Source organism: Aeromonas fluvialis (genome assembly GCF_000819885.1).
Taxonomy (GTDB): Bacteria; Pseudomonadota; Gammaproteobacteria; order Enterobacterales; family Aeromonadaceae; genus Aeromonas; species Aeromonas fluvialis.
In genome coordinates, this window is sequence record NZ_CDBO01000068.1 from 169,484 (window position 1) to 193,928 (window position 24,445).

Below are 24,445 nucleotides of genomic sequence, written 5' to 3' on the forward strand. Positions count from 1 at the left end.
AAGATACCCCTGAGGGATGCTGCCGCTGTCAACAGCACTCGCTGGGCACTGTTGGCTGAGCTGAAAAAGACAGGATTACCTGTTGAGTCTGCCTCGGGAGGCAGAACAAAATTCAACAGAAGTACGTTTGGCATTCCCAAGACTCATGCGCTGGATGCGGCTTGTGTTGGCAAGATTGACGCCGTGACCGACTGGCGGCGGCCAACGCTCACTGTCACCTGCATGGGGCGCGGCACTTACGCGATCCCGTATAAGACGGATACGGCGATCGTGGATCAGGGGGCTTGGCTCAAGACAGCGACCGCAGCGTGGAAGCTCGGTGGTGAGCGGCTCTAGCGTGAGCGTGAGGGTGTTGTTGGTATCTTGGTGGCTGGCTACGACAGCGTAGCCTGGCCAAAAAGCGGCAAGATCGATAGGATGCATGGTGACAGCAGGGCTCAGGGGTTGGTGTGTTTGGCGACGACCAGTATACCTCGACCCTGTCTATCAACTCTCACTTCCCCACGATTACGCGAAGAACCAAAAAAAATCCCCAATCAGGTGCGGAATGTCAGATCATGTTAAGTATTGCCCTGGTTCAGATTAGAGAAGCATTGGCCCAAGTGCCCTACATCGCCCGGGTCAATAATCAGGACGATTATGGGCGAGCTCTTGAACTGATCGACGAGCCTAAGGCAGCCTTCCGCTCACTTGAGTTACGAGTCATTCGACACTCTTTTCCACCCCCGGTCTTCACTTTTAAACAAATCAGGTCAGGCGGCAACTATCCTGACATCGGGGGCCCCCCTGATGCATTTGACAAACTCAGCGCAGAAGAAGCCCGCCTGGTAATTAAAGCTCCGGAGCGGATCTCGGCGATGCTGGTTGCCCTCGATCAGCGCGCGGCTGCGTTGTTTATGCAGGCGCATCTCGGTAGCTGGCCAGCGGAGCCGCTCAGCGCTGTCATGCCGGGCCCGGCACTTCTGGAACTCTGGGAGATTGTTGGCGTGGCCGAGAATGTACTGCGTGGCATGTCATGGTGTGTAATCACTGTGGTGTTGGTGGGAATGTTGACCGTACTCTGGAGTGGACTGGAAGAGCGTCGTCGGGAAATGGCAGTTTTACGCGCTGTCGGTGCGAGGCCTCGGCACATATTTCTGTTGATCATCGGCGAAGCCCTTCTGCTCACGCTTGGCGGCGTATTGGTGGGGATGTTTTGTGCGGCGTTAACCTTGTCAGCACTCGAGAGCACGCTAGTTCAGCGCTATGGATTGAGTCTGTCCGCTGCATTCACCTGGAGCACCATCGTGCCACTATTCTCAGGGATGCTCGCGGCCGGTCTGCTGGCTGGACTGCTACCAGCGATGCGTTGCTATCGTCGCACACTCTCTGACGGGCTCAGTCCCGAAACGGGAGGCTGACCATTTTTAACGAACGCTTTAGCCGGAGCGTGTAAGATTCAACCATCAAGGTGATGGCCTACTTCAAGCCTAGCCTTTTAACACGTAATTGGGACGTAGGCTATTAGTTACATGGCAAGGAGACTACCCTGGTTACGGTGTAACGCACCTCCCAAATCGGTCCGAAAGCATCTGCCTGCTGAGGCCCGACACTGAGGGTGGCAAGCGGCGGCACGTTCACAACATATCGCGTTATCGCCAATGATGCGGCGGCAGTCTGTCGCAACTGGCGCAGGTGCGTCAAGCGTGCCAGCTCGCATTTTGCCTCTATCGTTATGATCGCGATAAAGATCCGCCGCGAGCGGACCATCAACGCGGGTCACGTCACTGATATTGCTCAATCAACGCCCGGCTGTTGCGCAATTCATGCACCGTGCAAATAGAAAGACCCTGCGATGCAGGGCCTTGCAGTTTCCAACTTAAATGTCCGTGCTCACCAACCGAGATCATTTTTGTAATTTAATTACATTTAATCACCGCAAAAAATAAAAAGGCCCTGCTGTTGCAGGGCCTTTGAGTTTCCAACTTAAATGGTCGGTTTCCAACTTAAATGGCCGTGATCAGTGCGCCACTTACTTGACGTAATCCTCGGTCGGAATACAGGCGCAGAACAGGTTGCGATCACCAAACACGTCATCGATACGGTTCACTGACGGCCACAGCTTGGCGGCGCGCACGGCGTCGGACGGGAAGACCGCCTCGGCGCGGCTGTAGCCACGGGACCACTCTGCATCCATCACGTCATCCTGAGTGTGCGGCGCATGGACCAGCGGGTTGTCGGCGAGGCTCCACTGCCCCTCCTGCACCTTGGCAATCTCGGCGCGGATGGATGTCATCGCCTCGACGAAGCGATCCAGCTCACGCTTGGATTCCGATTCGGTCGGCTCGACCATCAGGGTGCCCGCTACCGGGAAGCTCATGGTCGGCGCGTGGAAGCCGTAGTCCATCAGCCGCTTGGCCACGTCCATCTCGCTGATGCCTGAGGCTTCTTTAAGCGGGCGGATATCAAGAATGCACTCGTGGGCCACCCGACCGTTGCGGCCGGAATAGAGCACCGGGAAGGATTCACCCAGCTTCTTGGCCAGATAGTTGGCGTTGAGGATAGCCACCTGAGTGGATTTCTTCAGCCCCTCGTCACCCAGCATGGCGATATACATCCAGCTGATGGGCAGGATGCTGGCCGAGCCGAACGGTGCCGCCGACACGGCGCCGTTGTCACGGCTCGCCAGTTCGGTCTTGACCACGGCGTGACCAGCCACGAACGGTGCCAGATGTTGCTTCACGCCGATGGGGCCCATGCCCGGGCCGCCACCGCCGTGAGGAATGGCGAAGGTCTTGTGCAGGTTGAGGTGAGAGACGTCCGCCCCGATAAAGCCCGGCGCCGTCAACCCAACTTGCGCGTTCATATTGGCACCGTCCAGATAGACCTGACCACCGTGCTGGTGAACGATGTCGCACACCTCCTTGATGGTCTCCTCATACACCCCGTGGGTGGAGGGGTAGGTCACCATCAGACAGGAGAGCTGCTCCCCCGCCTCGGCGGCCTTGGCGCGCAAGTCGTCGAGATCCACGTTGCCGGACTTGTCACAGGCGGTGACGATCACCTTGAGCCCCGCCATCTGGGCAGAGGCCGGGTTGGTACCGTGGGCAGAAGCTGGGATCAGGCAGATGTCGCGATGCCCCTCGCCGCGGGATTCGTGGTACTTCTTGATGGCCAAGAGACCTGCGTATTCGCCCTGAGCGCCAGAGTTGGGCTGCATGCAGACCGCATCATAACCGGTCACCTTCACCAGCCAATCTTCCAGATCGGCCAGCAGCAGCTGGTAGCCCTTGGCCTGCGCCTGCGGGGCGAACGGGTGCAGCTTGCCAAACTCGGGCCAGGTCACCGGGATCATCTCGGCGGTGGCGTTGAGCTTCATGGTGCAGGAGCCGAGCGAAATCATGGCGTAGTTGAGCGCCAGATCTTTCGCTTCGAGACGGTGGATATAACGCAGCATCTCGGTTTCGGAGTGGTACTTGTTGAACACCTCGTGGGTCAGCACGGCATCGGTGCGCAGCATATCCTGCGGGATGGCATGATGGGTCTGGGCCGCCTTGTCGAGAGCCTCGATATCGAGCCCGTGACCTTGGCCTAGGAAGAGATCGAACAGCTCGACCACATCAGCGCGGGTGGTGGTTTCAGAGAGCGACACCCCTACCGCACCGTCGAGGTCTGCACGCAGGTTGATGCCCAGCCCTTCGGCTTTGGCAATCAGCGCGGCCTTGTCAGCAGTCTGCCCTTCGTTAGTCAAGACGGTGATCGTATCGAACCAGCTGGCATGCTTGAGGGCCACGCCCTTGGCCTTGAGGCCGAGCGCCAGAATGGTGGTGAGACGGTGCACGCGGGAGGCGATGGTTTTCAGCCCCACCGGGCCGTGGTAGACGGCGTAGAAGCTCGCCATGTTGGCCAGCAGCACCTGTGCGGTACAGATGTTGGAGTTGGCCTTTTCGCGGCGGATATGCTGCTCGCGGGTCTGCATCGCCATACGCAGCGCAGCCTTGCCACGGGCATCCTTGGAAACACCGATGATGCGGCCCGGCATGGAGCGCTTGTAGGCATCGCGGGTAGCGAAGAAGGCGGCGTGTGGGCCACCGTAACCCATGGGCACACCAAAGCGCTGGGCGGAGCCCAACACCACGTCGGCGCCCAGCTCGCCCGGGGACTTGAGCAGCAGCAGGGAGAGCAGATCGGCGCTGACGCAAGCCAGCCCTTTCTGGGCCTGTACCGCGGCAATCAGGGCGCGCAGATCTTTCACCTCACCTGTGGTGGTGGGGTACTGGAACAGGGCACCGAACACCTCTTCGCTCACTGCATCGCTCGCGGCGCCAACCGCCACGTCGAAACCAAAGTGAACCGCGCGCTCCTTGACCACATCGATCACCTGCGGGTGCACGTCATCGGCCACGAAGAAGAGGTTGGATTTGGACTTAGCCATCCGCTTGGCCAGCGCCATCGCCTCGGCGGCGGCGGTCGCTTCATCCAGCAGGGAGGCGCTTGCCAGATCCATGCCGGTCAGATCCAGCGTCAGCTGCTGGAAGTTGAGCAGGGCTTCGAGACGGCCCTGCGCCAGCTCGGGCTGGTACGGGGTGTAAGCGGTATACCAGCCCGGGTTTTCCAGCACGTTGCGCAAAATGACGTGGGGCACATGGGTATCGTGATAACCCATGCCGATGTAGCTCTTGGCAATCTTGTTCTGAGCGGCATAGCCCCTGAGCTTGGCCAGCGCCTCCACTTCGGTCATGCCGGCACCGATCCCCAGCGGACCCAGCAGGCGAATGGCGGCGGGCACGGTCTGTTCAATCAAATCGTCCAGGCTTTCGGCCCCGACGGTCGCCAGCAGCTGGCGCAGCTCTTCCTCGCCCGGGCCGATATGACGGCGGACAAAATCGGTTTTTTGCTCGAGTTCAAACAGTGACTGGGTCATTTCCCTATTCCTGATAAATAAGTCCTGGCATGACATCCTAATAACCAAGACCTGATGTTCCTGATCGTCGGCTGATACCGACTCCACTCATGTTCTGGGTCCCGCAGGCAGGGGGCGGCACCGGATGCTGCGGCAGCATCAAGAGGGGATCGCCTTGTTGCGAACCGGCCCGTTTGCCTCCTAGGCTCCTAGGCTGGCAAACGGCTGGCGCGGACGACTTCACCCTTCCACCGACCGGTGCTTGCCCGGTTGGCGGTCATACAAAGGGGCCCTGCTGTGTTGGCAGGGCCCGGGGGCATTACTCTTCGTCCACCACGTTCTGGTAGCCTTCGGCATCCAGCAGGTTGGCCAGCTCGCTCTCGTCATCGAGCTTGATGCGGAACAGCCAGCCAGCGCTGTAGGGGTCGGAGTTGACCAGCTCGGGGCTCCCTTCCAGCTCTTCGTTGACGGCAATGATCTCGCCGCTCACCGGGCTATAGATGTCGGAGGCCGCCTTGACCGACTCGGCCACGGCGCAGTCGTCACCGGCACTGACCTGCTTGCCAACGATCGGCAGCTCGACAAACACCATGTCACCCAGCAGCTCTTGGGCGTGCTCGGTGATACCGACCACGGCCTCGCCGTTGGCTTCAACACGGATCCACTCGTGGGAAGTGGCATATTTCAGTTCGCTCGGGATATGGCTCATTTGTGCTTCCTTTGATCTTTGAGTCGCGTTTAAAAACGAATATAAAAAGCGGCGGGGAAGGCACGGCCCTCCCCCAAAACGGTATTAAACCAACTTCTGGCCGTTACGGACAAAAGCGGGCTTGGTGACCGTCACTGTGACCAGCTTGTTGCGGATCTCCACCTGGGCCTGCTCGCCGATATCGCGGGGCACCCGCGCCAGAGCGATACTGTAGCCCAGGGTGGGGGAGAAAGAGCCGGAGGTGATCACACCTTCCCGCCTCTCACCGTTTGCCGCGGTGAAGGTAACGGGCATACCGGCACGCAGCACCCCTTTATCGATCATCACCAGACCCACCAGCTTGGGCTGGTTGCCCGCCATTCTCTGCGCTTCCAGCACGTCGCGGCCGATAAAGTTGCGATCGCTCGGCTCCCAGGCGATGGTCCAGGCCATGTTGGCGGCCAGCGGAGAGACTGACTCGTCCATATCCTGACCGTAGAGGTTCATCCCTGCTTCGAGGCGCAGGGTATCGCGGGCACCGAGGCCGCACGGGGCGACGCCGTTATCCAGCAGTGCCTGCCACAGCTCGCAGGCTTTCTCTTGCGGCACCACGATCTCGTAGCCATCCTCGCCGGTATAGCCGGTGGTGGCGATAAAGAGCTCCCCTGCCTGCACACCGAAGAAGGGTTTCATCCCCACCACGGCGGTGCGTTGGGCGGCGCTCAGCACCGAGGCAACCTTGAGCTTGGCTTCGGGCCCCTGCACCGCGATCATGGCCAGCTCGGGGCGTTCGGTCACGGTGACGTCGAAATCGATGGCGTGATGGCGGATCCAGGCCAGATCCTTGTCGCGGGTGGCGGAGTTGACCACCAGCCGGTAGAAGGTATCGGTTAGGTAATAGGTGATGAGGTCATCGATCACGCCGCCATCGGTGTTGAGCATGGCGCTGTAGAGGGCCTTGCCGGGGGCAGTGAGTTTGGCCACGTCGTTGGCCAGCAGGTGTTGCAGAAAGGCTTTGACCCGTTCGCCGGTCAGATCGACGATGGTCATGTGGGAGACATCGAACATGCCGGCCCGGCTTCGCACTGCGTGGTGCTCTTCCAGCTGGGAGCCGTAGTTGATGGGCATTTCCCAACCGTGGAAGTCCACCATCTTGGCGCCAGCTTCCAGGTGTTTGGGATGCAGTACAGTCGTCTGGATCATCGCATTCTTTCCTTAGCAAAAAGCCTTTTCGCTTTGGCGACCCCCCTTGCAACCCGCGCCACAGCTCTGACTGCAGTGCGCGCAGCAAATAGCGACCGGCCCCAAAAGTGTGTGCTCGCTCCTGCCCTTGCCAGGCAAGAGGGATTCCTTGAACGGAGCGGATTATATGACAAGCAGGCGAGTGCGCCGCTCAAAAAAAAACTAATCCCCTCCCGTAAAACAGACTCCAGACACTAAGATAAATACAGTGATAAAAACAGCCATAAGCCGACTCAGACGAGATTAAATTTTGATTTTTACCGTTTCGTCACAATTTGCAGAAAAACGTTTCGCTCCAGAGCAAAATTAAAGGCTGACACCCAAAACGGGTCATCAGCCTTGTCGGATTACTTTTGTTGCAAAAAACAGCGAGTAATATTAGTTTTTTTCACCTTTGGCCTGCATGGCACTGCCCTTGGTCGCCGCAACAGCCCAGTCAGGACGGGCCAATGCGGGGAGCTCTCCCTCCAGCCCCATGGCGGCGCGGATCACCCCCTCCTTGAAGGGCGTCAGCAGATTGGCCGCCCGCAATCCAACACCGCGCACCAGCTTCTTGAGCGGATTGGCGCCGCTAAACAGTCGCTTGAGCCCCTCCATCGCCGCCAGCATGCGAGCCGCTTCGCTCTTGCGCCAGCGCTCGTAGCTGCGCAGGTTTGCGAGCAGGCCGATATCCTCACCCGCGGCATGATTCTGCAAGATCTGCTCCGCCAGCGCGGCAGCATCCAGCAGGCCGAGGTTGACCCCTTGCCCCGCCAGCGGGTGGATGGTGTGGGCGGCATCTCCCACCAGCACCAACCGCTCACGGGCAAAATCGCGGGCATAGCGGGCGGTGAGCGGAATGGCGCTGCGCGGCCCCTCCACCTTGCACAGACCGAGGCGGGCATCGAAGGCGGCAGTAAGCTGGCGGTTGAACTGCTCGTCATCGCAGGCGCAGAGCGCCTCGGCGCGGGCCGCAGGCAGCGACCAGACGATGGAACAGAGGTTCTCTTGCCACAGCGGCAAAAAGGCGAGCGGGCCATCCGGGGTGAAGATCTGGCGAGCAACCGCTTCGTGGGGTTCGGCACAGCGCACAGTCGCCACCAGTGCGTGGTGGCCATAATCCCAGCTGGTGAGCGGGATATCGGCCTGACGGCGCACCCAGGAGTGGGCGCCATCGGCGGCCACCACCAATTTGGCAGAGATGGCCTGACCATCTTCAAGCAGCAGCAGGGCGCCCGCCGGGCCGCTTTGCAAACTCTTTGCTCTGGCTGGCGTAAGCAGCTGGATATTGCTGGCGCCCCGTGTCCCGTCAGCGAGAATCGCGTCAAGCAGCGCCAGCTGGATGACCCGGTTTTCGACGATATGGCCGAGGGAGAGCTGGCGCAGGCTGGCGGCATCGAAGTCGATATGACCGAAGCTGTCCTGCTCCCACACCGCCATCTTGTCGTAGGCCTGCAGGCGGCGCGCTTCAATGCCGTCCCAGGCGCCGACATGGCGCAGGATCTGCTGGCTGGCCAGGCTCAGGGCGCTGACCCGGTTGTCGGCCACCTCCCCCAGCTGCGGGTCGGGCAGTTGCCCCTCCACCACCAGCACCTTGAGGGCGCTATGTTTAAGGGCCGCCGCGAGCCCCAGCCCCACCATGCCACCACCGACAATCACCACATCCACATTTTGCATCTGCATCATCTCATCCTTTCAGGGCTGACCCGTTGGCCAGCGAGGGGACGCCCGCAGGCATCGCCTCTTTATTCAATACGTTTTGATCAACGAATGGCGGTCAGCAGGTTCCACTCAACAAGTGCTGGCTAGTTGCCGCACACATCGGCGACAAAACCCAGGGTGCGCGAGGCGAGCGGCGCCTTGAGGCATGGGAGCCGCCCCATCAGGGTAAGCGCCAGATTGCGCCCCGCCACCAACGGGCCGTGACCATTGGAGAAAAGCTGGGCCAGCGAGGAGGTGAGCCAGACGGTCTGCTCCTGATCGCGCTGACGCTGCTGCCAGTAGCCACTCAATACCTTGAAGCTGCCGATATCCTCCCCCTCTGCCAACGCCTTGGCCACCGCCCCGGTGAGCAGGTCAAGATCCCGCATCCCGAGGTTGAAGCCCTGCCCGGCGATGGGGTGCAGGGCGTGAGCCGCATTGCCCACCAGCACGGTGCGCTGGGCCAGCGGATAGTCGCAGGCGGTCAGAATGAGCGGATAGACGTGACGCACGCCGCATCGCTCGAAGCGGCCGAGCCGCCAACCGAAAGCCTGCTGCAGTCGGGCGAGAAACGCCGCCTCATCGAGGGCCATCAGCTCATCCACCTCATGGCGGCCGACACTCCACACCAGCGAGGAGAGGCCATCCTGCATCGGCAGCAGGGCCAGCGGGCCCCCTTGGGTAAAGCGCTCGAAGGCACGCCCCTTGGGGTCTTGCGCCGTTTTGACGGTGGCGATGATGGCGCTCTGCTCAAAGTCGTGGCGGGTCACCGGCAACTTGACGTGCTGACGCACGAAGGAGTTGCCCCCGTCCGCCGCCACCAGCAGGCGGGTTTCAATCCGCTCGCCACTCTCGAGGGTGAGGCTCACCTTCTCAGCATCGGGCTCAATCTCGCTCACCCGGGCCGGACAACAGACCCGAATATTGCTGGCAGCCGCCATCGCCCGTTGCAGCTCGTGACCGGCGGACGCCAGCTCGATCACCTGACCCAGCGCAGGCAGACCATATTCGGCAGCCGACAGGCGAGCCTGACCGAAGTGGCCCCGATCCGAGACATGGATATGGGTAATGGGGGTGCAGTGGGGGGCAAACAGCGGCCAGAGTCCGCGCCGCGACAGCGCATCACAGGTACCGGCCGAGAGCGCAATGGCGCGAGCGTCAAACCCTGAATGGGTGTGCTGTTCGGGGACGCTCGCCTCCAGCAGCAGGATCTCGAGGGGGGAGCCATCGGATCGAAGCTGGGCCGCCAGCGAGAGCGCCAGCACGGCACCACTCATTCCACCGCCGACCAGGGTGACATCGACCTGTCGCACATCAGATTGAGACATAAGCAGAGAGGAAGAAGTGAAAAAGGTGGCCTCATGCTATCACAAAGCCGCTGGCCGAATGCGACGTCAGCGGCAAAAAACCGGTTGCGCCTCACAGGGTTAGCCACAAAACAACCATAAAAAAGAGCGCCATCAGGCGCTCTTGCAGATAGTGTTCAGCCGCGTCGGCCACCGGCTCAGTGGAGGGTCGGCGGCTCGCTCGGGGTGTCGGGGCGCTTGCCAAACTCTTCGAAGGACATCATGACCCCCAGTTTGACGTGCTCGTAGAGCACCAGGAAGGAGGCTTCGTTCTCGTCATCTTCCTGATCGAATTCGGCAGAGACCTGGGTGATGCTGGCGATATCCTGGATCATCTCCTGCAGCTCTTCCGACGCGCGGGAGAGCTCCTGCTGCACCACACCGAAACCGGCCAAAAACGCCTGTGACCAATCCACCAGTGAGTCGATGCGCTCATCAAGGGGCGCATCGTCGCTTGGCAGCAGCAACTCGACGCCCTTCTGGGCCATCAGGCTCTCGACCACATTGTGATACAGATCGGTCATCACCTGGCGCACCGGGGCCGGCAGGCCGAAACCGTCGTTCACCAGATCGTTGAAATAGGGCAACCAGCTCTTGTCATCCAGGGCCACGCCACCACACACCAGACCGCAAATTACACCATGGGCCTCTACAGCACTGGCCATCAGCTCATGCTGTTCCATGATGTCGGCCACGGCCGCATATTTATGGGGGTTCGTTTTGCTCATCGAAGATCCGCTCAAAGTTCAGGCAAATTTGCAGAATTAATGCTCAGGATCCTAGCATTCTCCCTCTTCCAGAGCCAGCAAGGCCTTGAAACTTATGCATCTGCGCTATATAGTCCCGCCCAGTTGTCCACGTGGATAAAGGCGGAAATCAGCTCCGCCGTATTGAGGAAGGCATGAGCACAGAGGCCGTAGAAATCGTCATTTTGGGACGTCCCTACAAGGTATCCTGTCCTGTAGGACAGCAGGATGCCCTGCGCCAGGCCGCCGAGCAGCTGACCGACAAGTTGATCGACCTGCGTCAACGTTCCAAAGTCTCCAGCAATGAGCAATTGGCGATCATGGCGGCGCTCAATTTTTGTCATGAGCTCTGCCTTGAAAAAGAGAAGAACCACCAATACTCTGAGACCATGGACAAACGGATCAAGATGCTGCAACGTACCATCGAAGCGGCCTTGATCGAGCACGGACAATATGGTGATTCCAGCGAAGAGGGGCAACAGCCCTAATCGCAACCCGTTTTAAAATCCCCTGGGATGTTTGTCAGCCGGTTCAAGTCCCCGAGCCGATAATCATACCCAACAGGGGATCGGCCTTCTGGCTATTGCGCATGCTCGGCACGACCGAGAAGCCTGCGGTCAGATCCGATTCCCGCCTTGAACCGACGGTTCAAGGGCCCAAACCGGCAACGGCATCTCGGGGTACCAACAGCAAAAGCCCGTCACTTACGTGACGGGCTTTTTCTTTCTGCGCACTCAACACCCAGCCTTGAGTGCGCATTGTTGACCTGCTCAAGCGGAGGAGAGTTATCAACCTGTTCCTCTGATAAAACAAAGCCCACCGGCGAGGATGGGCTTGGTCGGCAAGAAACCGGGTTGATCAGATGGCCATCTGCTCGTGGGGGGAGCCGTGGTGGCGCAACCAGACAAAGCTCAGGGCCACGAACAGCACCATCAGGGTCATGATGGCCCCCAGAGTCACCTGACCGGTCATCGGGAAACCGGCGGCCAGCAGGGTCACCACGCCCGCCCCCAGATTCTGCATCCCGCCGAGAATGGCACCGGCCGTCCCCGCCTGACCCGGGAAGGGCTCGATGGCGCAAGAGGTCGCGGTCGGATAGAGGATGCCGCTACCGATGAAGTAGACAGCCGCACCACCGATTAACGAGGCGGCACTGACGATCCCGAACAGCCCCGGTACCAGAATGATCAGCGACCCCAGCGCCAGAAAGGCGATCCCCAGACGCATCAGCTTGCCCTGGCTCAAGCGAAAGCTCAGCTTGGCAGAGAGCCAGGCACCGAACAGATAGCCAGGCAGCGGCAACACGAACAGCACGCTCACGGTACGGGCGCTCAGCTTGAGCACATCGCCCAGCAGCACCCCGGCAGCTGCTTCAAATACCGCAAGTCCGGCAAAGGTCGCCATCAGGCAGAGCAGGTTGCCCTGAAACTTGGGGTTGCCCAGCACGTGGCGATAGGCAGCACCGACGCGCAGCGGCTGACGGGCTGCGGCAGGCAGCGTCTCACCAAACCAAGCCATGATAGCCAGAGTGGCTACGGCACCAAAACCGAACAGGAACCAGTAACCGGCGCGCCAGTTGAACAGCTCGGTCAGCCAGCCACCCAGCACAGGAGCCAGCAGCGGGGAGAAGATCACCCCCATGCTCACCAGACTGTTGGCACGATTGAGCTCGGCGCCGTTGTAGCGATCGCGCATCACGGTACGGCTCATGGCACCACCCGCACCGGTCCCCAGCCCTTGAATAAAGCTGCCCACCAGCAAGGCGCTGAAGTGCGGGATGAGCTGGATGGTTAGAGTGCCCGCCAGAAACACCATCATGCCGACGATCAGCACCGGGCGACGGCCGATACGATCCGACAGCGGCCCGTAGACAAACTGGGAGAGGCCATAGGGGATCAGGTAACAGGCCATCACCGCCTGCAGCTGACCCGAGGCCACATTGAAGTCCCCCGCCATCATGGGAATGGAGGGAACATAAAGGGTCTGGGTCATCTGGCCCACAGCGACCATCAGAATGGTCAATAAAAACAACGGATAAAAACTGTGCCGATCCATATCAGTCCCAAAAAATCGAAAAAATGCTGCCGCGCCTCCGGCATAAAATGGCCCAGAGGAATCTGATCACAGAGGCTGTGATGCAATCAAAAATAGTGTTGGAAACAGTAGGCGGGGAGCCCGCCATACCACCACACAGGACGCTTGGTGGTATGGCGGGCATCATAGTGACTCAGCTCACAGAAAACGAACGAATCTTTATAATCGGCTTGCCTTAGTTTTTCTAATATTACGGGGCGTTTCGCCCCGTCAGCAGTGAAAAATCAACGTGTTACCATCTGTTGCGCCTGCTTGATCAGCTCATCGGGCTGCTCCTTGCGCGGCGGTATGGTGATCCCCTTCTGGCAGGCAGGCTTCTGTGCCATGCGATCCATCCAGGCTTGCAGATGGGGCAATCCCTCGATGGAGATGCCGCTCCAGTCATAAATCCGCACCCAGGGCCAGGTGGCGATATCGGCGATGCTGTACTCGTCCGCCAGATATTCGTGGTGGGCCAGATGGCTGTCGAGCACCTCGAACAGGCGGCGCCCCTCCTTCTGGTAACGTTCGATGGCGGCGGGGATCTTCTCGGGGAAGTAGCGGTAAAAGACGTTGGCCTGCCCCATCATGGGTCCTACCCCGCCCATCTGGAACATCAGCCACTGGATGGCCTGAGAGCGGCGTTTGGGATCGGCCGGCAGCAACTTGCCTGCTTTCTCCGCCAGATAGATGAGGATGGCCCCCGATTCGAACACGGCAAAATCGTTGTTATCCCGATCGACAATGGCCGGAATACGGCCATTGGGATTGATGGCCAGAAACTCAGGCTGCTTCTGATCCAGCGCCGACAAATCGAGCGGGATCACCCGATAGGGCAACCCCAGCTCTTCGAGGGCTATTGCCACTTTGAAACCATTGGGGGTCGCGGCGGTGTAAAAGTCGATCATGATTCACTCCTTGTTGGTCATAGCCAGATTGCACGGTTTGAACAGGGTGCAACACCATAGCCGCCTCATCTTGCAACAAGTGACCGGCTCCAGACCATTAAAAAGCGGCGCACCGCTGGCCAAACAAGGCCACGGTGCGCCGCTGGTGCGCTCTGGCAATGGTAAATGCTAGTTGAACATGGCGACCGGCTGGCGCTGGCGCAGCATGATAAGCCGGGAAAGCAGCGGGAAGTAGGACTCCAGCTTGCGCAGCAGCACCCGGCTGCAGGCAGGCTCGGCCAGCTCAGCCTCATCCAGCACGATGCCGTTTGAGACAAAATAGAAACGGGGGTCACGCACATCCGGCCCGCAGACCGTCAGCTCCTTGTCTCCCTTGCGGATCAGCAGCGGCAAGACCGGCAAACCAATCGTCTCATCCTCTCCCCGGGCAAATCCGGCATCCTGCTAGGGAGCGTCTCCGTCCAGCAACAGGATTGCGGCTTCAGTCTTGGCGGGTTGCCATTGGGCAAGGGGGGTCACGCTGATGTGGGCAAAGTGATCACCATACTCGGGTGACGATCGTAAAATGGCCAGCAATCCCTCGCTGGCAGTGGACACATTTTGACTCACTAATGACAAATTCATGGTTCACATCCCTATGCTCATGACAGCCAGTATCCGGCGGCTGGGATAAGACTAGCGCAGTTCTGGTCTATATTGGAGCCGTCAAATCTGGCAGTGGTCATCAATTGGTCGTAGGGGGATAACAGTTGCCATCGCACAAAATACTGGTATTATACCGCGTCCTTTTATCCCCCGTTCTTTAACATCCAGTGGTGAACCTATGCATCCGATGCTGAATATCGCCGTGCGCGCTGCGCGCAACGCCGGTCAAGTTGTAGTAAAAGCCTTCTCCCAGCCCGAGAACATTGAGGCTATCCAAAAAGGCAGCAATGACTTCGTGACCAACGTTGACCGTGAAGCCGAAGCGGCCATCATTCACACCATCAAAAAATCTTACCCGGAGCACAGCATTGTTGCTGAAGAGTCTGGTGAGATTGCCGGTACCAATCCGGACTACCAATGGATCATTGACCCACTGGATGGCACGACCAACCTTGTCAAAGGCATTCCGCACTTTGCCGTTTCCATCGCCCTGCGCGTGAAAGGCAAAACCGAACAAGCCGTTGTTTACGATCCCATCCGTGACGAACTGTTTACTGCTACCCGTGGTAGCGGCGCCCAGCTGAACGGCTACCGTATCCGTGTCGGCAAAGCCAAAGAGCTGGCTGGCACCGTACTGGCCACCGGTTTCCCCTACAAGCAAAAGCACCACATCGAGCCGTACCTGAAGATGTTCCAGAGCATGTTCATCGAGTGTGCCGACATCCGTCGCTCAGGCTCTGCCGCGCTTGATCTGGCCTATGTGGCTGCCGGTCGCGTCGACGGTTTCTGGGAGATCGGCCTGAAACCCTGGGACACCGCTGCCGGTGAACTGCTGGCCAAAGAAGCCGGCGCCATCGTCACCGACTTCGTAGGCGGTCACAACTACGAAAACTCCGGCAACATCGTGGTTGCCAACCCGCGCGTCCTGAAAGAGATGCTGGGCAAGATCCGTGAAGAGCTGCCGGAGTCTCTGGCCAAATAAGCCAGCTGCCAGCATTCACCAAGACAAAAAAACCGGCGCAAGCCGGTTTTTTTGTCTCTGCTCATTGGCAATGGTTAGTTGCAAGGTGGGCGCTGCATGCCCTCTTCCCTTGCCATCATTGCCTCTCGCAAACTCGCGTTCTGACTGACTGGCCTCTTTCATTTCGACACCCTGATGGCAAGCATTCCTCTCCCCCTGCGCTGCCTCATTAGCAGATCCGTTGGTCCGCTCGACATGACGGCCCTACTCATCAGAAACCGCATCCTGCTCGCTACAAGCACTGGCAATCTGGGTCGCCATATCGGCTATCGGCACTACCGCCCCTTCAATTTGCTGGATACCCCCCTCTGCCAAGCACACCTTTCCTCTATTATTACCAGCATTGATGTTGCCTTTACCGTCGCCTTCATACCTGTATGAAGCATTGTCATCAATCCCTCCTTTTGTTGTGCCTCTCGGCGCCGACGCCATCTTTTGTTATGATCTACAGCAACTTAAATTCAGCCACACGGCTAGCAAGACGAGGTCAGCAATGAAAGTAGGAATTATCGGCGCCATGGAGCAAGAAGTAGCCCTGCTGCGCAGCCAGATGAGCAACCCCACCACCCTGCAACTGGGCGGCTGCGAGTTCTATCAAGGGATGCTGGCAGGCAAAGAGGTGATCCTGACCCGCTCCGGTATCGGTAAGGTCGCCGCCAGCGTGGCCACCAGCCTGCTGCTGGAAAAATTCGCCCCCGACTGCGTCATCAATACCGGCTCTGCGGGCGGCTTTGCCCAGGATCTGCACATCGGTGATGTGGTGATCGCCAGCGAGATGCGTTTCCACGATGTGGACGTGACCGCCTTTGGTTACGAGATGGGCCAGATGGCGCAGCAACCCGCCGCCTTCCCCTGCGACGAGAAACTCATCGCGGTCGCTCAGGATTGCATCGCCGAGCAGGGCAAGCACCAGACCAAGGTTGGCCTTATCTGCACCGGCGATCAGTTCATGTGCAAGCCGGACGCCATCGCCAAGGCCCGCGCTGACTTCCCGCAGATGCTGGCGGTCGAGATGGAAGGGGCCGCCATCGGTCAGGTGTGCCACATGTTCAAGGTGCCCTATCTGGTGGTGCGCGCCATGTCCGACGTCGCTGGCAAGGAACAGGTTGAATCCTTCGATGCCTTCATCGAAGTGGCCGGCAAGCACTCCGCCGAAGTGATCATCAAGATGCTCGGCAAGCTGTGATCGAGACCGGCTCGCTTGATTTGATGGCCGACGCCCTCTTCTCGACGACGGCGGCCATTCTGGTGGGGGCGGCCCTGCTGGAGGCGGTGATCCCGTGGCCATCCCATCTGCGGCTCTCGGCCATTACGCCCCTGCTGACCCAGCTGGGGCACAAGGTACACAGACCAGATGGTACACCCCGCCAGCAAATGCAGGCCGGCCTGCTGGCAATGCTGGTAGTCTGGCTCCCCTGCGCCGCCGGGCTCTGGTCACTGCGCAATCTGGCCTTGAGCGAGCCGATCTTCGACATGCTGTTCCTGCTGCTGATGCTCGAATCCCGCCCGCTGCGCGAACTCGCCCATGCCACCCGCTCGCTCGCGACGCAAGAGACCCTGCCGCTGGCGAGATTGCAGGCGACTCCCTGGCTCAAGCGGGAGACTGGCAAGCTCTCGGCCCTGGGGATTGCCAAAGCGGTAAGCGAAAGCTGCGCCCTGCGCCTGGTGGGCCAATGGGCTGGCCCGCTGCTGGGGTACGCTCTCATGGGGGTACAAGGCGCCCTGCTCTGGCGGCTGACTCAGCTGATGAGCCAAGGCTGGAGCATGAAGGATCCCGCGTTTGGCTATTTTGGCCGTGCCGCCAGCGCCCTCTATCAGGGACTCAATGCCCCCACTATCCTGCTGCTAGGGCTGCCGCTCCTGCTGACACGGCTCAAGCAGGCAACCCAACTGCTGCGCAATGGTGCGATCTGGCCCTACCCTGCTATCGGGATGCTGCTCACGCTACTTGCTGACAAGTGCCGGATCCGCCTTGGTGGCCCTCGCTACTATCAGGGGACTCTCCAGCGCTGGCCAGTCATCGGCACGGGTGCTGAACCAGATAGCGAGACACCGCGCAAGGTGCTCAATATTCTGCAAGGAATGGGCTGGGGCTGGTTGATGCTGGCGCTGCTTGTCACTGTGGCAGGGTTAGTTCATGGCTAGATGGTTGCGATTGCTTATCTGGCTGCCCTGCGTACTGCTGGCCTGGTTGCCCGGTGCGCTGTTGGCAGCGACCCCGAGCAGGGTGGTGAGCGTTGTTCCTCACCTGACCGAATTGCTCTACGAGATTGGCGCCGGCCACAAACTGGTGGCCATTGACGATGCCTCAGACTATCCCCCCGAGGTCAAAACCAAGCACAAGGTAGCCAATTATCGCAGCATTAATATCGAAGCGCTGCTGGCACAAAAACCGGACCTGATCCTGGGCTGGCGCTCGGCCCAGTCACGAATGCTGGCTCCGCTGGAGCAGCTGGGTATCCCGGTTTTCTACTCGGAGCCCACCGAGTTTGCCTCGCTAGCTAACGAGATGCGGGCGCTGGGCAAATTGCTGGGTGTTGAGAAAAGTGCCAACGAAGCCGCCGAACGCTATATGGCGCGCCTGCATGAGCTGCAACAGCGTTATGGCCAGCCAACCGGCGTCAAGGTGTTCTACCAACTCTGGTACCCGCCACTCACCAGCGTGAGCGGCAACGCCTGGCCTGCTCAGGCCATCGAGCTCTGCGGCGGAATCAACGTCATGAGCAATGCCAGAACACCCTATCCTCAGGCGAATATTGAACAGGTCATCAGGGCCAACCCCGCGCTGATCCTGGCCGGGAGTCAAGATTCTGACGCCCTGCGTCACTGGCAGAAGTGGCCCAATCTGGGCGCCGTACAGCATCAGCGACTCGATTTGATCAACTCGGATGAGCTGCACCGCTTCACCCCGAGGGCCCTCAATGCGGTGGAGCAAATTTGCCAAGCGATCCAACTCACCTCGCAGACATAAGCGCTGCTACCGACAGGGTCAACCTGCGACGTACAGGCTAGCAACCACATCTTTAAAACTGTTTTTGTGAATGGATCACACTCTTTGCCAAAAAAGCTGGTACTTTATTTGCTAGCATATGATTCATCTACTGTTTTTATGACGAGATGCCCACAATGTTCAACGATAAAACGCTACTGATCACAGGTGGCACTGGCTCGTTTGGCCAACGATTGGTCAAGACAGTACTGGAGCGTTACAAACCCAAACGCCTCATCATCTATTCCCGTGACGAGCTGAAACAGTTCGAGATGCAGCAGGAGTTTAACGACCCCTGCATGCGCTATTTTATCGGTGATGTACGAGACGCCAACCGGCTCACCATGGCAATGCGTGGCGTCGATTACGTGGTCCATGCAGCAGCACTGAAACAGGTTCCAGCTGCTGAATACAACCCCATGGAGTGTATCAAAACCAATATCCATGGTGCTGAAAACGTCATCCAGGCCGCCTTGCTCAATCAAGTCAAAAAAGTCATCGCCCTCTCCACCGACAAAGCCGCCAACCCAATCAATCTCTACGGTGCCACCAAACTGGCATCAGACAAGCTCTTCGTGGCAGCAAACAACATTGCAGGGCAAGATCCCACCCGTTTTGCCGTGGTCCGTTATGGCAATGTGGTCGGTTCTCGCGGCTCTGTCGTCCCCTTCTTCCAAAAGCTGATTGACCAAGGCGCAGATGCGTTGCCCATCACCCATGAGGAGATGACGCGTTTCTGGATCACCTTGCAGCAAGGGGTGGATTTCGTGCTGGACAATTTCGGCCGCATGAAAGGGGGGGAGATATTCGTTCCCAAATTGCCATCCGTCCGAATTACAGATCTCGCCAGTGCTATGGCGCCAAACCTGCCACACAAGATCATCGGTATCCGCCCTGGAGAGAAGCTCCATGAAGTGATGTGCCCTGCCGATGACTCTTACCACACCTTTGAGTTCAACGACTTCTTCATCATCGGGCCGACTATCAACTTCAACAACCGCAACAACGACTTCTCCAAGACTGCTGCGGGCGAAAAAGGAAAGATGGTCGAGCAGGGATTTGAATACAACTCTCGCAGCAACCCTGACTTTTTCTCCATTGAACAGCTGCAGAAGATGAACCAGAGCAAGGTAGCAGAATGATCCCTTATAGCCGCCAATCTATCAGCCAGGCAGATATCGATGCTGTTGTGGGAGTTCTCAAATCTGACTTTCTGACGCAGGGACCGGTCGTCCCTCGTTTTGAACAAGCGGTTGCTGATTATTGTGATGCTCGATTTGGAGTGGCGGTCAATTCAGGTACAGCAGCACTGCATATCGCCTGTCTGGCACTGGGCGTCGGCCTCGGGGATTGGGTGTGGACCAGCCCTATCAGCTTTGTCGCCTCCGCCAATTGCGCCCTCTATTGCGGGGCCCAGGTCGATTTTGTCGATGTGGAGCCGGACACCGGCAACCTTTGCGCAGTGGAATTGGAAAAGAAACTGGCGCTGGCGAAGAAGGAAGGAAAACTGCCGAAGGTGGTGATCCCGGTGCACTTTGCCGGTCTGCCCTGTGACATGCAGGCGATCCATGCCCTGAGTCAGCAATATGGCTTTCGCATCATCGAAGATGCCTGTCACGCCCTCGGTGCTCGCTATCATGACGAACCAACCGGCAGCGGTCGCTACAGCGATATCACCGTCTTCAGCTTCCACCCGGTGAAAATCATCACCACGGGCGAAGGCGGCATGGCGATGACTAATGACCCGCAGCTTGCCAAGACCATGCGTCTACTGCGCAGCCACGGCATCACCCGCGAACCGGAAGACTTTATCAACGAACCGGACGGCCCCTGGTACTACGAGCAACAGATGCTCGGCTTCAACTACCGCATGACTGATATCCAGGCCGCATTGGGGTTGAGCCAGATGCAGAATCTGGAGAATTGGATTCAAAAGCGCGGCAAGCTGGCCCGCCGCTACTTCGAAGCATTGGCGCCGGAGCTACTCCCTCGCTACTTCAGTGAAGAAAGGCGCAGTGCCTTCCATCTTTATGTACACCGCGTAGCCCCCGAGCAGCGCCTCCGTATCTTTGAGCAACTGCGGGCCCAAGGCATCGGTGCTAACGTGCACTACATGCCAATCTACCATCAGCCCTGGTATCAACGCTGGGCCCCAGCTCCCTTGCCGCAAGCCGAACAGTTCTATGCCGGCGCCATCACGCTGCCGCTGTTCCCAGGCTTAACGCCTGAGCAGCAAGCCCAGATCTACGACGTTTTGTCGCCAACACTCTGATTCCGCCGCGGAGCCTCTATGCACATCCTAATCTATGGAACCTCTACCCAAGCCCTGCACTTCCTGCCTGCTCTGGCGCTGAACTTTACACTACTGGGATTTGTTGACAGTGACCCGGCCAAACAAGGCACACGCTGGATGAACAAGCCGGTCTATCACCCCAGTCAGCTTTCAGGCGTCCAATTCGACAAAATCTTGATCGCCAGCTCTTTTGTCAGCGAGATCAACCAGACGCTGGCCAGTTATGGAATCGAGCCGGGCATCCCCGTCGTAGAGTGTGACGAGATACTGCAGACCAGTCGCGAATATGAGAATGCCCTGCAAGCAGTGCATTCCAAACGTGAGGATATGCTGCCGAAGATCCCTCTGCTGCAGCAGCATATCGAGGGCACAACCTTGTTGACCGATCGATTGGCACTGCTCGAGAAGTTACCCACCCAGGGCGTCGTGGCCGAACTGGGCGTGGCGGCGGGTGATTTTAGTCGCCAGATCATGGATATCTGTGCTCCGGCGCAGCTACATCTGGTGGATATATGGGGTTCGGATCGCTACGGCGAAGAGTTGTACCTGAGTGTGAACAACCATTTTCAGCAGCAACAACAGCGCGGAGAGGTGACCATTCACCGCAAACCTTCGCTGGAGGCACTGGAGAGTTTCCCGGATCAGACCTTCGATTGGGTATATATTGATACGACACACAGTTATGAGTTGACCCGCGAAGAGCTCAGGGCTTGTGCTAAAAAAGTGAAATCAAGCGGTATCATAGCGGGACACGATTATGTTCAGGGCAACTGGCGCTCCCAATATCGCTATGGCGTCATCGAAGCGGTGCATGAATTTTGTGTGGAATACAACTACCGCATTTTATATCTGACGATGGATATCTCTGAATGCCAGAGCTTTGCGTTAATTAAAAATAGTGATGGCGTTTTTCCATAATAAAAAGATGATGCATATCCAATTCTGCCAGATCACGGCATAGAACTTACTTTTATGCCGACAAACAAAGCAACCTATGATTTTTTATTTACACGAGATCAATGACTCAATAGAAAACCAATCAGTTGTTCACAAACAGTATCAACCTCATCATTCGACAAATCAAAATACATCGGCAAACGGACGATAGAATCAGTGAAATGATCCGCATTGGGCAGCGAGCGCCCATCATGTAGTCCCTGAAAATAGGGACTGCGATGCAAAGATTGATAATGAAAAACGGCTTTGATTCCGGCTAAATCGAGATGTTGAATCAACTGACTCCGCTGCTGAAGGCTGGCACAGTCCAGGTAAAACATATGCGCATTGTTGGTGGCATAATCAGGAATCAATGGCAATTTGATCCCATATGCACAGACCACGGGTGCCAGTGCCTGTAAATAACGATGCCATATTTCCAACCGGCGTTTTTGAATCGCATCCAACTGCTCTAATTGTGCATACAAATAAGCCGCAATGATATCGGATGGCAGGAACGAAGAGCCAATATCAACCCAGCCATACTTATCAACTTCGCCTCGAAAGAATGAACTTCGATTTGTTCCTTTCTCGCGAATTATTTCAGCACGATGCGTATATTGTTTATCGTTTATAACCAACAGACCACCTTCCCCGGAAATAATATTCTTGGTCTCGTGGAATGAGAATGTTGATAAACAGCCGATACTGCCTAACGGCCTAGATTTATAAAATGAATTGATGGCTTGTGCCGCATCCTCAACTACGGGAATATTATAATTTTCGGCGATCCGCATGATGGCATCCATATCACATGCCACCCCCGCATAATGCACGACTATGATGGCTCGTGTGCGCGGAGTAATCAGGGCTTCAATTTGCGCTGGATCAATATTTGGATGATCGGCATAAGAATCAGCAAAGACAATATTGGCGCCGCGCAGGACAAATGCATTCACTGTAGAAACAAAGGTATAGCTTGGCGCAATCACCTCATCACCAGGTTGAATATTGAGCAAAATGGCTGCCATTTCCAGGGCATCGGTACAGGATGTCGTCAGCAACACCTTGTCAAGGTGATAGCGGGATTCCAGATAATGGTGACATTTTTGCGTGAACACACCATCGCCAGAAATTTTACCACTGGCCACTGACTCGGCAATATAGACCAGCTCTCGACCATGTAGATAAGGCTTATTAAAAGGAATCATACTCTGTACCCCTTTATCACATGATTATATACATCAGTATAATCTACGCGGCTAACTTAGAGCGAATTCAACGCCATCACAATTAAATCAGCACCATTATTTGTTGAGCAAGAGATGATAGCCGCACAATGATTTATTCACTCGAAATGGGAAAGTGTTATACAGATTGAGCACCCCAACATTAGCCGCTGATACCACTGTTTTTATACATTTGAAATGTCTCTCCTGAGCCGCAATGAATGCAGCATGCCACAGTGGCACAGATAGCATGGAGCAATCAGCAGAGGTTCCAGTTAATAGCCAATCGATGTCATTAAGATCAGATGATACGCGCTGAGCATGGAAGCCTATGGGTTTACTGCCATGCTTAGCCAAAAGCAGTTCATTGGGTGACTGCAACAGGGCGTCAATCCAATTCGCAGTGCGCATTCTGGCGAACTCGATATTAATATTAATATCTTCAAGTAACCGACCATAATGAAACCCATCATGAGCAGTCTTTTTAATAAAATCGATATCCTCTTGTCTTTCAACTGGCATTAACAAAATTTGCCGACGCAACTTATCGCTGTACTTATATTGACAAGGATTATGAAATGACAGTTGATAACTCAACTCCGCAAAATAGAATCCAGCCCTTTCAATAGCCTGCCGCTTTACTCTATTATGTTCAATTCGGCCCTGAACATAAGTATAGCCAGCTGAGTGAATAAATTCTATTGCTCGCTGTAAAACAGATTCAAAAATAGACTCTTTAGGGCAATAATCAATTATTTCACAACTACGCCAGCCTAATACAGCATCGTTCCATGGCGTGTGTCTGACTTCAATATATTGAGCAGGCTCATCAGCCGCACATATTATCTTTGAGTGGATTACGTCTATATCATTCGCCATATACAGCCCATGCGCAATGAGGTTGTAGCGGCGTTCTATAAAGCCGCAAATTATTCAGACCCAATACCTCATCAAGAGCTTTGGTTTCGCCTGGGAAAAACTCACAGTTCAGTTCATCAAACACCAACAAGGAGCCGCGAGTTAAACGAGGTACTATTTTTTGTAAAACATCTTTTGTCGGCTTATATAAATCCATGTCAAAGATTGCCATTGATATAACGGCATGACTGTTATCTGCAAGCCAAGTGTCTATGGTCTTCGATACATCACCCTTGATAAGTCTATGTTTTTTCAAATCACGCATAGGAGCAAAACTTTCATGTATATGTAGTATTTTGGCCAATATCTCTTCATAATTATCAATCGACGCGTAATCCCCTGTATTAGCTAATGCACCATCATTGTCATCAACAGATGGGAAGCCTGTAAATGTATCAAAGCCATGGATGACACGACTCTGATTGAACGGCTCAAAAATACTGCGCAAATTCACAAGCAGAGACATGCCCGCCCCCCAATGCACCCCAAACTCACAAATCACACCGGGAACATCGATAATCTTTTTATATAAATCCGCATAGTACAAAACGCGGGCGACAGAGCCTACTTGTAATGAAGCAAGACTATGCCTATTCCATGCCTCACCAGAACAATTTATGATTTCGGAAGCAATACCTCTCAACTCGGCCGTATTTATAGACTTATCACTGGAGGTATAAACCAGTTCACCACCTCGGGACTGAAGGGACAATTTATCATTCATTTCATTATTAGCCATATTCATTCACCCTCGTCAGTTTAATGAAAATACGTTAATCACAATATAATCCACTCTTAATGAGATTTAGGTTGATATCGAGTCATTGTTTATCCTGATTACCCATGACC

At 56.6% G+C, this 24,445-nt stretch carries 20 protein-coding genes, 1 other RNA gene and 1 pseudogene; 10 read left to right on the forward strand and 12 right to left on the reverse strand.

Going from position 1 to position 24,445, the window contains the following annotated elements:
• The first annotated feature begins 557 nt into the window (after window positions 1–557).
• Window positions 558–1,400, forward strand: a complete 843-nt coding sequence (locus tag BN1125_RS18190) for an FtsX-like permease family protein (RefSeq protein ID WP_156993418.1) — start codon at window positions 558–560, stop codon at window positions 1,398–1,400.
• A 611-nt stretch (window positions 1,401–2,011) separates the two neighbouring features.
• On the opposite strand, the gene gcvP is transcribed toward BN1125_RS18190, so the two are convergent.
• From gcvP to BN1125_RS15155, 6 genes are all read right to left on the reverse strand, one after another.
• Complete coding sequence (gcvP, locus tag BN1125_RS15130) at window positions 2,012–4,903, reverse strand: aminomethyl-transferring glycine dehydrogenase (protein ID WP_042013248.1); 2,892 nt, start codon at window positions 4,901–4,903, stop codon at window positions 2,012–2,014.
• Window positions 4,904–5,201: 298 nt separating this feature from the next.
• Window positions 5,202–5,591: a glycine cleavage system protein GcvH gene (gcvH, locus tag BN1125_RS15135; protein WP_042013249.1), complete on the reverse strand. Its 390-nt coding sequence runs from the start codon at window positions 5,589–5,591 to the stop codon at window positions 5,202–5,204.
• Between the two features lie 84 nt (window positions 5,592–5,675).
• On the reverse strand, window positions 5,676–6,773 hold the full coding sequence (gene gcvT, locus BN1125_RS15140; protein WP_042013250.1) for a glycine cleavage system aminomethyltransferase GcvT: 1,098 nt from the start codon (window positions 6,771–6,773) through the stop codon (window positions 5,676–5,678).
• Window positions 6,774–7,190: 417 nt separating this feature from the next.
• Window positions 7,191–8,474, reverse strand: coding sequence for an FAD-dependent 2-octaprenylphenol hydroxylase (locus BN1125_RS15145; protein WP_042013252.1), 1,284 nt, complete (start codon window positions 8,472–8,474; stop codon window positions 7,191–7,193).
• Between the two features lie 122 nt (window positions 8,475–8,596).
• Entirely contained in the window at window positions 8,597–9,820 is a 1,224-nt protein-coding gene (ubiH, locus tag BN1125_RS15150) for a 2-octaprenyl-6-methoxyphenyl hydroxylase (RefSeq protein ID WP_042013253.1), read from the reverse strand.
• 176 nt (window positions 9,821–9,996) lie between these two features.
• On the reverse strand, window positions 9,997–10,566 hold the full coding sequence (locus tag BN1125_RS15155) for a UPF0149 family protein (RefSeq protein WP_042013255.1): 570 nt from the start codon (window positions 10,564–10,566) through the stop codon (window positions 9,997–9,999).
• Window positions 10,567–10,739: 173 nt separating this feature from the next.
• Between BN1125_RS15155 and zapA the strand changes: the two genes are divergently transcribed.
• Together zapA and ssrS are read left to right on the forward strand one after the other, a co-directional pair.
• Window positions 10,740–11,072: a cell division protein ZapA gene (gene zapA / locus BN1125_RS15160; protein WP_042013256.1), complete on the forward strand. Its 333-nt coding sequence runs from the start codon at window positions 10,740–10,742 to the stop codon at window positions 11,070–11,072.
• A gap of 16 nt (window positions 11,073–11,088) precedes the next feature.
• Window positions 11,089–11,270: non-coding RNA, 6S RNA (ssrS, locus tag BN1125_RS18700), on the forward strand.
• 172 nt (window positions 11,271–11,442) lie between these two features.
• Here ssrS and emrD read toward each other — a convergent pair.
• From emrD to BN1125_RS15180, 3 genes and pseudogenes are all read right to left on the reverse strand, one after another.
• Window positions 11,443–12,639: a multidrug efflux MFS transporter EmrD gene (gene emrD / locus BN1125_RS15165; protein ID WP_042013257.1), complete on the reverse strand. Its 1,197-nt coding sequence runs from the start codon at window positions 12,637–12,639 to the stop codon at window positions 11,443–11,445.
• Window positions 12,640–12,902: 263 nt separating this feature from the next.
• Window positions 12,903–13,565: a glutathione S-transferase family protein gene (locus BN1125_RS15175; protein ID WP_042013260.1), complete on the reverse strand. Its 663-nt coding sequence runs from the start codon at window positions 13,563–13,565 to the stop codon at window positions 12,903–12,905.
• Window positions 13,566–13,733: 168 nt separating this feature from the next.
• Window positions 13,734–14,189, reverse strand: a pseudogene (locus BN1125_RS15180) (hypothetical protein).
• A gap of 199 nt (window positions 14,190–14,388) precedes the next feature.
• On the opposite strand from BN1125_RS15180, the gene suhB reads away from it, so the two are divergent.
• The 7 genes from suhB (at window position 14,389) to BN1125_RS19400 (ending at window position 21,431) form a co-directional block, all read left to right on the forward strand.
• Window positions 14,389–15,192, forward strand: a complete 804-nt coding sequence (gene suhB / locus BN1125_RS15185) for an inositol-1-monophosphatase (RefSeq protein WP_033137241.1) — start codon at window positions 14,389–14,391, stop codon at window positions 15,190–15,192.
• A gap of 532 nt (window positions 15,193–15,724) precedes the next feature.
• Window positions 15,725–16,417, forward strand: coding sequence for a 5'-methylthioadenosine/S-adenosylhomocysteine nucleosidase (gene mtnN, locus BN1125_RS15190; RefSeq protein ID WP_042013261.1), 693 nt, complete (start codon window positions 15,725–15,727; stop codon window positions 16,415–16,417).
• On the forward strand, window positions 16,414–17,376 hold the full coding sequence (locus BN1125_RS15195; protein ID WP_042013263.1) for a cobalamin biosynthesis protein CobD/CbiB: 963 nt from the start codon (window positions 16,414–16,416) through the stop codon (window positions 17,374–17,376). Before mtnN ends, BN1125_RS15195 begins: the two co-directional genes overlap by 4 nt.
• Complete coding sequence (locus tag BN1125_RS15200) at window positions 17,369–18,202, forward strand: cobalamin-binding protein (protein ID WP_042013264.1); 834 nt, start codon at window positions 17,369–17,371, stop codon at window positions 18,200–18,202. Before BN1125_RS15195 ends, BN1125_RS15200 begins: the two co-directional genes overlap by 8 nt.
• Before the next feature lie 155 nt (window positions 18,203–18,357).
• Window positions 18,358–19,362 carry a UDP-N-acetylglucosamine 4,6-dehydratase (inverting) gene (gene pseB / locus BN1125_RS15205; RefSeq protein ID WP_042013266.1) on the forward strand — a complete coding sequence of 335 codons (1,005 nt, stop codon included), beginning with the start codon at window positions 18,358–18,360 and terminating at the stop codon, window positions 19,360–19,362.
• Window positions 19,359–20,492 (forward strand): UDP-4-amino-4,6-dideoxy-N-acetyl-beta-L-altrosamine transaminase, encoded by a 1,134-nt coding sequence (gene pseC, locus BN1125_RS15210; protein WP_042013267.1) that lies wholly within the window; start codon window positions 19,359–19,361, stop codon window positions 20,490–20,492. The genes pseB and pseC overlap by 4 nt, the downstream gene beginning before the upstream one ends.
• Before the next feature lie 18 nt (window positions 20,493–20,510).
• Window positions 20,511–21,431 (forward strand): class I SAM-dependent methyltransferase, encoded by a 921-nt coding sequence (locus tag BN1125_RS19400; RefSeq protein ID WP_208854246.1) that lies wholly within the window; start codon window positions 20,511–20,513, stop codon window positions 21,429–21,431.
• A gap of 98 nt (window positions 21,432–21,529) precedes the next feature.
• On the opposite strand, the gene rffA is transcribed toward BN1125_RS19400, so the two are convergent.
• The 3 genes from rffA to BN1125_RS15230 form a co-directional block, all read right to left on the reverse strand.
• Complete coding sequence (rffA, locus tag BN1125_RS15220; protein WP_042013268.1) at window positions 21,530–22,660, reverse strand: dTDP-4-amino-4,6-dideoxygalactose transaminase; 1,131 nt, start codon at window positions 22,658–22,660, stop codon at window positions 21,530–21,532.
• 96 nt (window positions 22,661–22,756) lie between these two features.
• The gene (locus BN1125_RS15225) at window positions 22,757–23,557 is read right to left on the reverse strand and encodes a hypothetical protein (RefSeq protein WP_042013270.1); all 801 of its coding nucleotides are present in this window, start codon (window positions 23,555–23,557) and stop codon (window positions 22,757–22,759) included.
• Window positions 23,547–24,335, reverse strand: a complete 789-nt coding sequence (locus tag BN1125_RS15230; RefSeq protein ID WP_052446183.1) for a TylF/MycF/NovP-related O-methyltransferase — start codon at window positions 24,333–24,335, stop codon at window positions 23,547–23,549. Before BN1125_RS15230 ends, BN1125_RS15225 begins: the two co-directional genes overlap by 11 nt.
• Window positions 24,336–24,445 lie beyond the last annotated feature (110 nt).